Origin of the sequence: Streptomyces sp. NPDC053069 (genome assembly GCF_044546895.1) — a bacterium.
GTDB lineage: Bacteria > Actinomycetota > Actinomycetes > Streptomycetales > Streptomycetaceae > Streptomyces.
This window is the reverse complement of the sequence record NZ_JBITZN010000015.1, coordinates 131,173-145,619: the sequence shown is the minus strand read 5'-3', so window position 1 is coordinate 145,619 and position 14,447 is coordinate 131,173. Positions and strand designations below refer to the sequence as shown.

Genomic DNA, 14,447 nt, shown 5'->3' with positions numbered 1-14,447 from the left:
GGGTGCAGGGGCAACCGTATTTCCGTGCCGAGCCGCTTGTGTCACCAAGGAGCGGGCGGCGGTGCCGTCAGGATCTCCGTCAGCCGGGCCAGCCTGTCCCGGAACCCCCGCCGAACCCTCGGAGAGCCGCCGTTCTCGCCCGCCGCCGCGCTGAGCAGGTGCTGCACCGTGTCCAGGTCCAGCTCCGCCCCCTCCGGCACGGCCAGCGTGTCATGCGCCATCGCGGCGAGTTCACCCCCGCCCGCACCGAGAGCCAGCACGGTCACCCCGGCCCGGCGGGCGTCGTGGACACGTTCCAGCAGCGGCGCGGGCTCCTCGGGAGCCACCACCAGCAGGGTCTCGCCGCGCCGCGCCGCCTGGATCCGGCCCGGTCCGACGGCCAGGTGCGGCGGGTCGCAGGGGCGCGCGTGATGCCGTACCAGGGTCGGGGCCAGCTCGGGCGTCCCGGACCACGCGGCCTCGTCCACCAGGTGCGCGGCCAGATGCCACGGCTCGTACGCCGGCGTGCCCACCAGCAGTAACCCGCCCCCGTGCGCCACCACCGACCCGCGCAGCACCCCCGCGAATCGCCGGGTGGCCCCCAGCCACTCGGTCCCGGCGAGCACTTCCCGCAGCAACGCGACCCGTACGGCGTCCATGCGTCCGCATCCTGCCGCAACCGGCCATTCGTGACGTGGAGTTCACGCGGAATTCGCCCGCCTCGGGGACGTACCCCGCGCCGCCCCCTCCCCGTGCACCGGCTCACCTGAACCCGTGCCGCCCGCGCCACGGACGTAGGCTCGCCCCATGACCTCTACCGACAGCGCACAGACCCCTGCCAAGGCCCCCGCCAAGGACCCCTGGGACCTGCCCGACGTCTCCGGGTACGTCGTCGGCGTGCTCGGCGGCACCGGACCGCAGGGCAAGGGCCTCGCCTACCGGCTCGCCCGGGCCGGCCAGAAGGTGATCATCGGCTCCCGCGCCGCCGAGCGTGCCCGCGCCGCCGCCGAGGAACTCGGTCACGGCGTCGAGGGCGCCGACAACGCCGAGACCGCGCGCCGCAGCGACATCGTGATCGTCGCCGTACCGTGGGACGGCCACGGCGACACGCTGAAGTCCCTGCGCGAGGAGCTGGCCGGCAAGCTCGTCGTGGACTGTGTCAACCCGCTCGGCTTCGACAAGAAGGGCGCCTACGCCCTCAAGCCCGAGGAGGGCAGCGCGGCCGAGCAGGCCGCCGCCCTGCTGCCGGACTCCCGCGTCGCCGCCGCCTTCCACCACCTGTCGGCCGTCCTGCTCCAGGACCCCGGGATCGAGCAGATCGACACCGATGTCATGGTGCTGGGCGAGGAGCGGGCCGACGTCGAGATCGTGCAGGCCCTCGCCGGGCGCATCCCCGGGATGCGCGGCATCTTCGCCGGGCGGCTGCGCAACGCCCACCAGGTCGAGTCACTGGTCGCGAACCTGATCTCCGTCAACCGCCGCTACAAGGCACACGCCGGGCTCCGCCTCACCGACGTCTGAGCGGATGGGGGACACTGTTCGTCGCAGCAGTGTCCCCCCGCAAGGAGCCGACCCCATGCCCCTCCTGCCTCCGCCCGCCCGGACCCGGCGACTCGCCCTCTACACCCTCGTCGTCTGCGTCCTCGCCGTGGCCGCCGCCGTCGTCTCGTTCGCCCAGGGCAGCTGGCTGGGGATCGTCTGGGTGCTGCTGGCAGGCCTGACGTCCAACATGACCTGGTACTACGTCAAGCGCGACCGGACCACCACCGCGCAGGACACGTCCGTCACGGGGTGACCTGGCAGATCTCGGGGGTGCCCTGCCAGAAGCGGTACAGCTCCTGGCCGCAGTAGCGCGAGAAGCCGCCCACGCCCAGGTGCTGCAGAAGCGCGTCTATGACGTCGAAGAACGCGGTGTTGACCGACGGCACCCACAGCAGCGCGAACACGAACAGCAGACCGAACGGCGCGAACGGCTCCACCTGGCGCTTCACCTGGTAGGACAGCCAGGGCTCGATGACGCCGTAGCCGTCCAGGCCCGGCACCGGCAGGAAGTTCAGGATCGCCGCCGTCACCTGGAGCAGCGCCAGGAACGCCAGCGCGTACTGGAAGTCGGCGGGGACGCCGTCCAGCGCGTGCAGCCAGAACGGTGCGGTGCACACGGCCGCGAACAGCACGTTCGTCAGCGGGCCCGCCGCCGAGATCAGGCTGTGCCGCCAGCGGCCCCGGATCCGGCCGCGCTCGATGAACACCGCGCCGCCCGGCAGGCCGATCCCGCCCATGATCACGAAGAGCACCGGGAGCACGATGCTCAGCAGCGCGTGCGTGTACTTCAGCGGGTTCAGCGTGAGGTAGCCCTTGGCACCGACCGTGATGTCCCCGCTGTGCAGGGCCGTGCGCGCGTGCGCGTACTCGTGCAGGCACAGGGAGACGATCCAGGCCGCCGTCACGAACAGGAACACCGCGACGCCCGGCTGCGCCGCGTACCCGCTCCAGGTGGCCCAGCCCGTCACCGCCGTCACGGCCAGGATCCCGATGAACACCGGGCTGACTCGGCGCTCGCCGCGGCGGGTGGTGGCGGTGGTCATCGGCGGACTCCTGTGCGGACGGGGACGGTCGGGAATGCGACCGTACCGGCCGCGCACTCGTGGGGGAAACGTCTCGCGCTCGCCGTCCGGTTCCTGAAAGCGTGGGGCAATGCCACGGATGAGGGTGTTCTACGAGGACTGGCAGATGGAGTGCTGCGGCAGGCCGTTCGGCGTGGGCCAGGAGGTCGGCTGGCGGCTGGTCGCCGTCGACGGGTCACAGGCCAGGGACGACCGCTGGTACGGCGCCGACGCGTGGGTGGAGAACCACGGAGGCCCGAAGCACAGGACCGTCGGCCGGGTCTGTGCCATCGACCTGGTGCACCAGGAGTACACGGCCCGCCACGACCCGGGCGCCGCCGAACCCGCCGGCCCGGCGCCCGGCACGGTGGTCGTCCGGGCGGCCGGGCGCGCGCTGGAACCGGTGCCCGGCGCACGGACCCTGGAGCCCGTCGACAAGTGTCCCAAGTGGTTCCCGGGGTTCGAGGAGGACAAGCGGCCGGCGCGGCGGGTTCCGTACCGTGTCCGCCGCGCCGTCGGCGTCCTCGTCACCCTGGAGGTCCCGGACGGCACACCGCCGAAACCCGGTGACCGCCGCTGAGCGCTCGGAGACAATGGACCCCGTGCGCTATCGCCTGCTCGGCACCACCCAGGTACTCCGCCCCGACGGTACGGCCGTCCCGGTCGGCGGGGCGCGGCTGCGTGCCCTGCTGGGCGTGCTCGCGCTGCGGGCCGGGCGGACCGTGCCCGTGGGCATGCTCGTCGACGAGGTGTGGGGCGCCGAGCCGCCCGCCGACGCCGCCGGTGCGCTGCAGGCGCTCGTCGGCCGGCTGCGCCGCACCCTCGGCGCGGACGCCGTCGCCTCCGCCGAGGGCGGCTACCGGCTCACCGCCGCGCCCGACGACGTCGACCTCACCCGCTTCGAGCGGCTGACCGGCGACGGCCTCGCCGCACTCGCCGACGGCGACCCGGCCAAGGCCGCCGCCGTCCTCGACGACGCACTCGCCCTGTGGCGCGGCCCCGCCCTCGCCGACCTGCCCGACCACACCGCCGAGGCGGCCCGCTGGGAGACCCGCCGCCTCGACGCCCTGCGTGCCCGGCACACCGCCGCCCTCGCCCTCGGGCACGCCGAGCAGTCGCTGCCCGAACTGACCGCCCTGTGCGACGCCCACCCGCTGGACGAGCCGCTGCAGGCCCTGCGGCTGCGCGCCCTGCGCGACACCGGCCGCCCGGCCCGGGCACTGGCCGCCTACGAGGACGTACGACGGCTGCTCGCGGACCGGCTCGGCTCCGACCCCGGCCCCGAACTGCGGGCGCTGCACGCCGAGTTGCTGCTCACCCAGGCTCCGCCGGAGCCCGCGCGCCCGGTCCTCGGCAACCTCCCCGCCCGGCTCACCTCCTTCGTCGGCCGGGAAGCCGACATCGAGGCCATCGGCGCCGATCTCGCCGCCGCCCGCCTGGTCACCCTGCTCGGGCCCGGCGGCGCCGGGAAGACCCGGCTGTCCCAGGAGGCCGCCGAAGCGGTACGGCACACCGTCCGCGACGGAGTGTGGCTGGCCGAGCTCGCACCCGTGGACGACCCCGACGCCGTACCGCAGGCCGTGCTCACCGCGATCGGCGCCCGCGAGACCGTGCTGCACGGCGCCGGCGCCGAGAGCATGCGCGCGGTCGCCGACCGGTACGACGACCCCCTCGAACGGCTCGTGGAGCACTGCGCGCGGCGCCGGATGCTGATCGTGCTCGACAACTGCGAGCACGTCGTCGAGGCCGCCGCCCACCTGACCGAGCGGCTGCTGGCCCGCTGCCCCGGGCTGACCGTCCTCGCCACCAGCCGGGAGCCCCTCGGTGTGCCGGGGGAGCTGGTGCGTCCGGTGGAGCCGCTGCCCGAGCCGGTCGCACTGCGGCTGCTCGCCGACCGGGGCGCGGCGGCCCGGCCCGGATTCCGTACCGAGGACGATCCCGAGGGCTGCGCCGAGATCTGCCGGCGGCTCGACGGACTGCCCCTCGCGATCGAACTGGCGGCGGCGCGGCTGCGTATGCTCACCCCCCGTCAGATAGCCGACCGGCTCGACGACCGGTTCCGGCTGCTCACCTCCGGCAGCCGCACCGTGCTGCCCCGCCAGCAGACCCTGCGGGCCGTCGTGGACTGGTCCTGGGAACTGCTCGACGAGGACGAACGGGACGTCCTCGCCCGGCTGTCCGTCTTCGCGGGCGGCTGCGACCTGGCCGCCGCCGAGGCCGTGTGCGGCCCCGTCGCCCTGGACGCGCTCGGCTCCCTGGTCGACAAGTCCCTGGTGGTGGCCGCGCCTGTGGCCGAGGGCGGGATGCGCTACCGGCTGCTGGAGACCGTCGCCGAGTACGCCGGCGAACGGCTCGACGAGAACGGCCGCCGCGCCGACGCCGAACGCGCCCACCTGACGTACTACCGCGAACTCGCCCGCACCACCGACCCGTTGCTGCGCGGCCCCGGACAGCGCACCGCCATCGACCGGTTCCAGCTGGAGTACGAGAACCTGCGCACCGCGCTGCGGCACGCTATCGCCGCGGGCGACGAGCAGGAGGCGCTGTGCCTGGTGCTGTCCCTGGTGGTCTTCTGGCAGATGCGGGACCAGCGCATCGAGACCCGCGCCTGGTGCGAGGAGGTCATGGCGCTCGGCCCCGACCCCTTCGCCGCACCCGTACGGCCCGCCGCACCGCTGTGGCAGCGCTGCACCGACGCCCCGCCCCCGTACACCGGCGAGATCCTCGCCGAGGCCCGGCGCGGCGTCCACCTCGCCCATCTCGCCTGCATGGACCACGATCTGGAGTCGTGGCAGACGCCCGAGGCGCAGGCCAAGCTGCACGCCGTCGTGGAGACCTACGAGCCCGGGCTGCCGCAGACCTGCCGGGTGCCCGGCCTGCTCTGGTTCTTCGCCGTCATGCTGACCGGCGGCGCCGAGCGGATGTGGGCGGTCATCGACGCGTGCGTACAGACCTGCCGCGACACCCCCGGTTTCGAGTGGGAACTGGCCACGACCCTGCAACTGCGCGCCAACCTCCTCGCCAACCGTGCCGCCTGGGCCGGCAACGCCACCCGTGACGCCGAGGAGTCGCTGGAGATCTTCCGCCGCTTCGGTGACGCCTGGGGCACCGCGGAGGCGCTGTCCGCCCGCGGCGAGGCCCATGAACGCCAGGGCGCCTACCGCGAGGCCGCCGCCGACTACCGGGCGGCCATCGAACACGCCGAACGCCTCGGCGCCCGCGGCCAGATGGCCGTCCTCCGCGCCCGCCTCGGCAGCGTGCTCATGGAGACGGGCGACCTCGAACGCGGCGAGCAGCTGCTCCGGGACGTCATCGCGAGCCAGGAGGGCTCCCTCAACGAGGCGATGCCGGCCGCCCGGCTCTTCCTCGGCTGCTGGCTGGGCCTGACCGGTCGCGTCGCCGAGGCCCGGGAGCAACTGCGCCTGCTGCGCGAGGAGTTCAAGATCGCGCACTTTGTCGTCTTCGACTCCATGATCCTCGCCCAGGAGGCCTGGCTGGACGCGCTGGACGGGCATGCCGAGGCGGCCCTGGACCGGTCCCGGCGGGCGATGCACCTCGCCCGCGACCCACTGGCCCAGACCATCGCCCCGCATCTGCACTCGGTGTGCCTCACCACCGCGGCGATGGCCCTGGCCGCCCTGGACGGCGGCAGCCGCGCCGCCGACGCCGCCCGCTGCCTGGGCGCCGCCGACGCCCTGCTGCCGGCCGGCCACATCCTCTCCGGCGTCGAGCTGCGCTGCCACGACCTGACCGAGGCCCGGATCCGCCGGGGCCTGGACGAACCGGCCTACCGGGCCGCGTACGCCGAGGGCGGTGGCCTCTCCCTCGCGGAGGCCACCGCCCTGGTCTGAGCCACGGCTCAGCTCTTGGTGCGGAACTTGTGGATGGCGACCGGTCCCATGACGGCCGTGATCCCCACCGACCAGGCCACGGTCACCCACAGGGGATGCGCGACCGGTCCGCCGTCCATCAGGCCGCGGGCCGCGTCCGCGAGTGTCGACAGCGGGTTGTAGTCGGTGAAGTGCTGCAGCCAGCCCGGCATCGACTTCGGCGGCGCGAAGATCGAGGACCCGAACTGCAGCGGGAAGAGCACCAGGAAGCCCATCGCCTGCACGGACTGCGCGTTCTTCAGGATCACGCCGAGGGTGAGGAACACCCACATGATCGAGGAGGCGAACAGCGCGGACAGACCCACGGCCGCGAACAGGCCGGCCCAGTGGTGGATGTGGAACCCGACCAGCACGGCGACGACCATCAGCACGGTCGTGGCGAACAGCATGCGGGCCAGCTCGACGGCGATCTTCGCGAACAGAACGGACCCGCGGCCGATCGGCAGCGACCGGAACCGGTCCATGACGCCACTGTTGAAGTCCTGGCTGAACCCGGTGCCGACCCCCTGCGACAGGGTCATGCTCATCATGGCGATCATGCCGGGGATGACGTACTGCACGTACCTGCCCTGGCCGCCGCCGAGCGCCTGCCCGATGGACCCGCCGAAGACGTAGACGAACAGCAGGGTGAAGACGACCGGCATCAGCAGCGCGTCGAACATCGACTCCGGGTCCTGGCGGATCCAGAGCAGATTGCGGCGGATGAGCGCGCCGGTGTGCCGCAGATGCCCGCGCAGCGGGATACGGACGTCGGAGTCGGTGACAGCGGTGGTGGCGGTGGTGGCGCTCATACGGCGACCTCCTGGCGGGCGTCGGCGGACGTCGTGTCCTGCGGGGCACTGGCGCGGTGGCCGGTGAGGGACAGGAACACCTCGTCCAGGCTGGGGAGTTCGGTGGTGATGGAGGAGATCGTGATGCCGCGCGCGGTGACCGCGCCGACCACTGCGGTCAGCTGCTCGTCGCTGAGGATCGGCACCAGCAGGGTGCCGGTCTCGGTGTCGACGGTGGTGGAGGCGAGCCCGGTGATGCCCAGCTCGTCCAGCATGGCGGCGAGCGGGCGCAGTTGCAGCGGGTCGACCGGCCGGACCCGCAGGGTGCGCCCGCCGACGCGGGCCTTCAGCTCCTCGATCCCTCCCGTGGCGATGACCTTCCCGCGGTCCACCACGGTCAGCTCGGAGGCGAGCTGTTCGGCCTCCTCCATGTACTGGGTGGTCAGCAGCACGGTGACACCGTCGCCGACCATCGCCTTCACCTCGTCCCACACCTCGTTGCGGGTACGGGGATCGAGCCCGGTGGTCGGCTCGTCCAGGTAGAGCACGGCCGGCCGCCCGATCATCGAGGCGGCGAGATCCAGCCGTCGCCGCATACCGCCGGAGTACGTGCTCGCCGGCCGCCGGGCCGCCTCGGTCAGGGAGAACCGCTCCAGCAGCTCGTCGGCGCGGGCGCGGGCGTCCTTGCGGGACAGGTCCAGCAGCCGGCCGATCATGTACAGGTTCTCCCAGCCGGGCAGCTTCTCGTCGACGGAGGCGTACTGCCCGGTGAGGCCTATCACCCGGCGCAACTGGCGGGGCTGCCGTACGACGTCGTACCCGGCCACGGTCGCCCGGCCGGCGTCCGGGGCGATCAGGGTGGACAGGATCCGTACGAGGGTGGTCTTGCCGGCGCCGTTCGGGCCGAGCACACCCATCACGGTGCCCTCGCGCACGTCCAGGTCCACACCGTCCAGTGCCTTGGTCTCGCCGTAGTGCTTGACCAGTCCCCGTACCGTCACGGCGTGGCTCGCGCCGACGGGGTTCTCGTGGATTCGCTTCATGGGGAAGACGGTGCCAGGGGCCACCGACAAACCACCGACAGGCCGCCTACAGCCACCGACAACTTCCCGACGACCACCGCAACCATCGGACGACCACCGCAACCATCAAGTGAGGAATCACGACGGCGAGCAATCACGTCCGCGAGAGCGGCGCCGGATCAGGCGCAAAAAAGGGCCAGCCCGCCGACGGGGGATGATCGGCGGGCTGCCCGGTGTTGCCGCAATGGCTCAGTGGACGGAGTGCTCCTCCAGCGGGAACGTTCCGCCGACGACGTCCTCCGCGAACGACTTCGCCGCGTCGCCCATCACTTCACGGAGGTTCGCGTACTTCTTGACGAACTTCGGCACCCGGCCGGAGGTCAGCCCGAGCATGTCCGTCCAGACCAGCACCTGCGCGTCCGTCTCCGGTCCGGCGCCGATACCCACCGTCGGAATGTGCAGCACCCGCGTCACCTCGGCCGCCAGCTCCGCCGGTACCAGCTCCAGGACGACCGCGAACGCACCCGCGTCCTGTACGGCCTTCGCGTCCCGCAGCAGCTGCTGCGCCGCCTCCTCGCCCCGCCCCTGCACGCGGTAGCCCATCGCGTTGACGGACTGCGGGGTCAGCCCGATGTGGGCCATGACCGGGATGCCGGACTCCACCAGCAGCCGGATCTGCTCGTGCGACCGCTCGCCGCCCTCCAGCTTGACCGCGCCGACGCCGGCCTCCTTCACCAGCCGGGTCGCCGAGCGCAGCGCCTGCACCGGGCCCTCCTGGTAGGAGCCGAAGGGGAGGTCGCCGACGATGAGGGCGCGCTGGGTGCCGCGGACCACGGCCGCCGACAGCATCGTCATCTCGTCGAGGGTGACGGGCACGGTCGTCTCGTACCCGAGGTGACAGTTGCCCGCCGAGTCACCGACCAGGATCACCGGGATCCCGGCCTCGTCGAAGACGGACGCGGTCATCGCGTCGTAGGCGGTGAGCATGGGCCACTTCTCGCCCCGCTCCTTGGCGAGCGTGATGTCGCGGACGGTGATGCGGCGGGTGCCCTTCCCCCCGTACAGCGCCTTGCTGCCGTCGGAAGGCTTGTTCTGGGCAGCCGAAAGCTGCGTCATGGCAACGGCTCCTTCAGTCATCTCGAGGCGCCCTGACGGCGTCCCCGGATCGCCTCCATGGTGGCACCTCGTGCCAGTCAGGACCAGAGGGGCCCCTTGTGATCCCCGCCCGGCGCCCGGGAAGGCCCCTGTGGGTAAGGCCTTGGTAAAGAATTAAGATACGAGACGGTTCCGTATCGAAATGGCCGTAGGGTCGAACACATGACAAGTCCCGTCCCTGCCTCCCGGATACCGGAAGCGGTGCACCGGCGCCGCTGGGCGATTCTCGGCGTGCTCATGCTGAGCCTGCTGATCGTGGTGCTCGACAACTCGATCCTGAACGTCGCCATCAAGACCATCTCCAGCCCCGCGCCGACCGGCCTCGGCGCCACCCAGGGCGAGATCGAGTGGGCGATCAACTCCTACACCCTCGTCTTCGCCGGCCTGCTGTTCACCGCCGGCCTCATCGGCGACCGCCTCGGCCGCAAGAAGGTGCTGCTCGGCGGCATCGCCGTGTTCGGCATCGGCTCCATGCTCGCCGCCGAGTCCGGCTCGCCGAACCAGCTGATCGCCTACCGCGCCCTGATGGCCGTCGGCGCCGCCTTCGTCATGCCCGCCACCCTCGCTGTCCTGATGAACGTCTTCGAGCGCGAGGAGCAGCCCAAGGCCATCGGCATCTGGGCCGGCGGCGTCGGCCTCGCCATCGCCATCGGGCCGATCACCGGCGGTGCGCTCCTCGACCACTTCTGGTGGGGCTCGGTCTTCTTCGTCAACGTGCCGATCGTGATCCTCGCGCTGGTCCTGATGGTCTGGCTGGTGCCCGACTCCCGCGACCCCAAGCCCGGCCGCCTCGACCCCGTCGGCGTCGTCCTGTCCGTCGTCGGCCTCGTCCTGCTGGTCTACGGCATCATCAAGGGCGGCGAGCTGGCCGACTTCACCGACACCAAGGTGCTGGCGACGATCATCGCCGGTCTCGTCGTGCTGGCCGCGTTCGTCGTCTTCGAGAAGCGCAGCGACCACCCGTCGCTCGACGTCACCTACTTCAAGAACAAGGTCTTCTCGGCCGCCATGAGCGCCATCGCGCTGGTCTTCTTCGCGCTGATGGGCGTCACGTTCTTCGGCGTCTTCTACACCCAGAGCGTGCGCGGCTACTCCCCGCTGGAGTCCGGTGTGCTGATGCTGCCGCTCGCCGTCGCCCAGCTGATCTTCGCGCCGCGGGCCCGGCTGCTGGTCGACCGGTTCGGCAACAAGGCCACCACCACCGCCGGTCTGGTGCTGATCGCGGCGACACTGGCCATGTTCGCCACCTTCGAGGCCGACACGCCGATCTGGATCCTCGAGGTCGTCTTCTTCCTCATGGGCACCGGCATGGCGCACATCATGACGCCGACCTCGGTCGTCATCATGCAGGCGCTGCCGCGCGAGAAGGCCGGCTCCGCCTCCGCGCTCAGCAACACCTTCCGCCAGGTCGGCGGCGCGCTCGGCATCGCCGTCCTCGGCTCGGTGCTCGCCACGTCGTACCGCAACGGCATCGAGGGCAAGCTCGGCATGCTGCCGCCCGCCCTGCGCGACAAGGCCGCCGAGTCCATCGAGGCCACGCTCGGCATCGCCGACAAGCTCGGCCCGCAGGGCAAGGCCCTGGTCACACCCGCCGACGACGCGTTCCTGCACGCCATGCACGTCACCGCGCTGTGCGGAGTGGGCGTCGCACTGATCGGCGCCGTCGTCACGGCCCTGTTCCTGCCGGGCAAGCCGCCCGCCACCGAGCAGGGCGAGAAGGAAGCAGAGCTGGTCGCGGCCGCCGACTGACGCGGACCGCGGTTCAACGGGGGAAGGAGGCGGCTGCGGGACAATTCCCGCAGCACAGTGAGAGGACGGATCGACGTGAGCCTTGCCGAAAGCCGGCCGCGACCGGGCTGCCCCGCACGGGGCAGGCCCCGCAGTGAGGCCGTGGAGCGCGCCATCATCGAGGGCGTGATGAAGCTCCTGGAGGAGGGCGTGCCCCTCGCCGAACTCTCCATCGAGCGCATCGCCCGCACCGCCGGGGTCGGCAAGGCCACCATCTACCGCCGCTGGAGCGGCAAGGAGGACCTGTTCATCGACGTCGTGCGCGCCGCTGAGCCCGCCGACCCCGAACTCCCCGGCGTCTCCATGCGCGACGACCTCGTCGTCCTGCTGGAGAACCTGCGCCAGCGCGGCCTCGCCAGCCGGACGTCGGCGCTCCTGCACAACGCCCACGCCCAGATCAAGAGCAGCCCCAGGATCTGGGCCGCGTACCACGCGAACGTCGTGGCGCCACGGCGCGACCTCGGGGTCGAAGTCCTGCGCCGCGGGCAGCGCAACGGCGAACTCCGCGCCGATGTGGACCTGGAACTGGCCAACGACATGCTCGTCGGCCCCATGCTCACCCGGGCCGTGCTGCGCCCGGACGCCGACCTGCCCGAGGGCCTGGCGGAGCAGATCGTCGACACGGTCCTGGCAGGCCTACGCCCCGTCAGCTCGACAGCCTCGTAGCACTCATGTGCGCGTTTCGTCACAGACCCCGGCCGTCCCGGGAAAAACGGAACTCCCCGCCCCGGCTCTTTCGTCCTCGTCTTCCGTACGGCCGTCATGGGACGGCGGGAACGGAGCCGATCATCCCCTAGGGTCGGAAGAACACGGGGGACGACGGTGTGCACGGCAGGCAGTGAGGCAGACGGTATGGCGCAGCAGGCGTACATGACGGAGACGGCGGACGGCGGCTCGGGGCCCGAGCGACCGGGATCCCGGCTTCGGCGCCTGACGCACCGTCTGCTCGCCGGGTGGCGCGGGGATCCACGGATCTGGCGCCGGGGCACCGTCCTTGCGGTGCTGGCGCTGCTCCTGGCCCTGGTGATGCTGCTGCACTCGCGCATCCCGAACCGGCTGGGCAACCTCGGCAGTCTGACCGAGACGTTTCTGCCCTGGCTGGGCCTCGCCATCCCGGTCCTGCTGCTGCTCGGCCTGATCCGGAAGTCGGCGACCGCGCTCATCGCCGTCGTCCTCCCGGCGATCGTATGGCTGAACCTCTTCGGCGGGCTGCTCACCGACAAGTCGGGCTCGGGCGGCGACCTGATGGTGGCGACCCACAACGTCAACGCCGACAACCCCGACCCCGCCGTGACCGCCCGTGACGTCGCCTCCTCCGGCGCCGACGTCCTGGCCCTGGAGGAGGTCCCCGGCACGGCGGTGGCCGTCTACGAGAAGGCGCTCGCACCGACGTACCGGTACCACGCGGTCGTCGGCACGGTCGGTCTGTGGAGCAAGTACCCGATGAGCGATGTGCAGGCGGTGGACATCAAGCTCGGCTGGAAGCGCGCGATGCGGGCCACCGTCACCACCCCGCACGGCCCCGTCGCGGTGTACGTCGCCCACATGCCCTCGGTCCGGGTGAAGGTGGAGGCCGGGTTCACCGCCCGCCAGCGCGACAAGAGCGCCGACGCGCTCGGCGAGGCCATCGCCGACGAGCCCCTGAAGCAGGTCGTCCTGCTCGGCGATCTGAACGGCACGATGAACGACCGCTCGCTCAACGCCGTCACCTCCCAGATGCGCTCCACCCAGGGCGCGGCCGGCAGTGGCTTCGGGTTCAGCTGGCCGGCGTCGTTCCCGATGGCGCGGATCGACCAGATCATGGTCAGGGGCATGGAGCCGGAGAGCTCCTGGACACTGCCGCGCACCGGCAGCGATCACCTCCCGGTGGCCGCCCGTGTGAAGCTGGACACGTCCTCGTAAGCCGGTGGAACAGGGCCCGGGGAGAGTTTGTTCTGTAGCTGAACATAAGCTGTACGGAACTCCCTCTCGTCGACTCCCACGTCGAGTCGACTCCTACGTGAAAGGCACAGGCCCTTCATGCCCCTGGCCCTGCTCGCCCTGGCCGTCGGCGCTTTCGGAATAGGCACCACCGAGTTCGTGATGATGGGCCTGCTGCCCGACGTCGCGGACGACCTGCACATCTCGATCCCCACCGCCGGACACCTGGTCTCGGCCTACGCGTTGGGCGTGGTGATCGGCGCCCCGCTGCTCGCCGCGCTCACGGCCCGCATGTCCCGCCGCACGGTCCTGATCGCCCTGATGGCCCTGTTCGTGGTCGGCAACGCCCTCTCCGCCCTCGCTCCCGGCGACGGCTCCCTCCTCGCCGCCCGCTTCCTCAGCGGCCTGCCGCACGGTGCCTTCTTCGGCGTCGGAGCGGTCGTCGCCACGGCGATGGTCCCGCCGGAGCGCAAGGCCCGCTCGGTGTCCCTGATGTTCCTCGGCCTGACCGTCGCCAACATCGCGGGCGTGCCGGTGGCGACGCTGGTCGGCCAGCACCTGGGCTGGCGCGCGGCGTTCCTGGGTGTGAGCGTGATCGGCCTGGCGGCGATCGCCTCGCTGGCCCTGCTCGTTCCGCGTGACGGGGGGCACGGGGCTTCGTCGGCGGGCCTGCGCGGCGAACTGGCGGCCCTGCGCTCCCTCCCGGTCTGGCTGGCCCTCGGTACGACGGTGGCGGGCTTCGGCGCGCTCTTCGCGGCCTACAGCTACGTCACCCCGATGCTGACCGGGTCGGCCGGGTTCGCGGAGGGCAACGTGACGCTGCTGCTGGCCCTGTTCGGCGTGGGCGCCACGGCGGGCAACCTGCTGGGCGGCCGCCTGGCGGACCACTCCCTGCGGGGCACGCTGTTCGGCGGGCTGGCTTCTCTGGGGCTCGTGCTCCTGCTGTTCCCCCTCCTCATGCGGGCGCCGTGGAGCGCGGCGCCGGCGGTGGCACTGCTGGGCATGGCGGCGTTCGTCACGGGTTCGCCCCTCCAGCTGATGGTGATGGAGAAGGCGGCCGCGGCACCGTCCCTGGCCTCCTCCGCCAACCAGGCGGCGTTCAATCTGGCCAACGCAGGCGGCGCGTGGATCGGCGGCCTCGCCCTCGCGGCGGGCTTGGGTACGACGTCCCCCGCGCTCGCCGGTGCGGCGCTGGCGGTGCTGGGGCTGGGCGTGGCGAGCGTGGCGTACGCGGTGGACCGACGCCGGGGGACTCCGTCGGCCGGCCGGGTCGTCACGTCCGGCGTTCCGCAGGAGTCGGGGGCACTGCACCACTGACCC

13 protein-coding genes are annotated in these 14,447 nt (G+C 72.1%); 8 read left to right on the top strand and 5 right to left on the bottom strand.

Annotation, left to right across the window (positions count from 1 at the left end; translation table 11 throughout):
* Positions 1-41: 41 nt before the first annotated feature.
* Entirely contained in the window at positions 42-638 is a 597-nt protein-coding gene (locus ACIGXP_RS30485) for a hypothetical protein (RefSeq protein WP_363216326.1), read from the bottom strand.
* A 148-nt stretch (positions 639-786) separates the two neighbouring features.
* On the opposite strand from ACIGXP_RS30485, the gene npdG reads away from it, so the two are divergent.
* On the top strand, positions 787-1,500 hold the full coding sequence (gene npdG / locus ACIGXP_RS30480) for an NADPH-dependent F420 reductase (protein WP_363216324.1): 714 nt from the start codon (positions 787-789) through the stop codon (positions 1,498-1,500).
* Positions 1,501-1,555: 55 nt separating this feature from the next.
* A complete protein-coding gene (locus ACIGXP_RS30475) occupies positions 1,556-1,774 on the top strand; it encodes a hypothetical protein (RefSeq protein ID WP_399773759.1) in 219 nt (72 codons plus the stop codon).
* Here the strand turns inward: ACIGXP_RS30475 and ACIGXP_RS30470 are convergent.
* A complete protein-coding gene (locus tag ACIGXP_RS30470; RefSeq protein WP_399773756.1) occupies positions 1,764-2,564 on the bottom strand; it encodes a site-2 protease family protein in 801 nt (266 codons plus the stop codon). The genes ACIGXP_RS30475 and ACIGXP_RS30470 overlap by 11 nt on opposite strands.
* Before the next feature lie 118 nt (positions 2,565-2,682).
* Between ACIGXP_RS30470 and ACIGXP_RS30465 the strand changes: the two genes are divergently transcribed.
* Positions 2,683-3,162, top strand: a complete 480-nt coding sequence (locus ACIGXP_RS30465; protein ID WP_363216320.1) for a DUF6578 domain-containing protein — start codon at positions 2,683-2,685, stop codon at positions 3,160-3,162.
* 13 nt (positions 3,163-3,175) lie between these two features.
* Positions 3,176-6,433: a BTAD domain-containing putative transcriptional regulator gene (locus tag ACIGXP_RS30460; RefSeq protein ID WP_399773752.1), complete on the top strand. Its 3,258-nt coding sequence runs from the start codon at positions 3,176-3,178 to the stop codon at positions 6,431-6,433.
* An 8-nt stretch (positions 6,434-6,441) separates the two neighbouring features.
* On the opposite strand, the gene ACIGXP_RS30455 is transcribed toward ACIGXP_RS30460, so the two are convergent.
* The 3 genes from ACIGXP_RS30455 to panB all read right to left on the bottom strand — a co-directional run bounded on the left by ACIGXP_RS30455 (position 6,442) and on the right by panB (position 9,380).
* Positions 6,442-7,263 carry an ABC transporter permease gene (locus ACIGXP_RS30455; protein WP_399773750.1) on the bottom strand — a complete coding sequence of 274 codons (822 nt, stop codon included), beginning with the start codon at positions 7,261-7,263 and terminating at the stop codon, positions 6,442-6,444.
* Complete coding sequence (locus tag ACIGXP_RS30450; protein ID WP_399773747.1) at positions 7,260-8,285, bottom strand: ATP-binding cassette domain-containing protein; 1,026 nt, start codon at positions 8,283-8,285, stop codon at positions 7,260-7,262. The genes ACIGXP_RS30455 and ACIGXP_RS30450 overlap by 4 nt, the downstream gene beginning before the upstream one ends.
* 228 nt (positions 8,286-8,513) lie before the next feature.
* On the bottom strand, positions 8,514-9,380 hold the full coding sequence (gene panB / locus ACIGXP_RS30445) for a 3-methyl-2-oxobutanoate hydroxymethyltransferase (RefSeq protein ID WP_399773744.1): 867 nt from the start codon (positions 9,378-9,380) through the stop codon (positions 8,514-8,516).
* A 201-nt stretch (positions 9,381-9,581) separates the two neighbouring features.
* Here panB and ACIGXP_RS30440 point away from each other — a divergent pair, with 201 nt between their 5' ends.
* The 4 genes from ACIGXP_RS30440 to ACIGXP_RS30425 all read left to right on the top strand — a co-directional run bounded on the left by ACIGXP_RS30440 (position 9,582) and on the right by ACIGXP_RS30425 (position 14,444).
* Positions 9,582-11,168, top strand: a complete 1,587-nt coding sequence (locus ACIGXP_RS30440) for an MFS transporter (RefSeq protein WP_363216315.1) — start codon at positions 9,582-9,584, stop codon at positions 11,166-11,168.
* 75 nt (positions 11,169-11,243) lie between these two features.
* Positions 11,244-11,873: a TetR/AcrR family transcriptional regulator gene (locus ACIGXP_RS30435; RefSeq protein ID WP_363216314.1), complete on the top strand. Its 630-nt coding sequence runs from the start codon at positions 11,244-11,246 to the stop codon at positions 11,871-11,873.
* A gap of 186 nt (positions 11,874-12,059) precedes the next feature.
* Positions 12,060-13,109 (top strand): endonuclease/exonuclease/phosphatase family protein, encoded by a 1,050-nt coding sequence (locus ACIGXP_RS30430; protein ID WP_363216313.1) that lies wholly within the window; start codon positions 12,060-12,062, stop codon positions 13,107-13,109.
* A 117-nt stretch (positions 13,110-13,226) separates the two neighbouring features.
* Entirely contained in the window at positions 13,227-14,444 is a 1,218-nt protein-coding gene (locus tag ACIGXP_RS30425) for an MFS transporter (RefSeq protein WP_363216312.1), read from the top strand.
* Positions 14,445-14,447 lie beyond the last annotated feature (3 nt).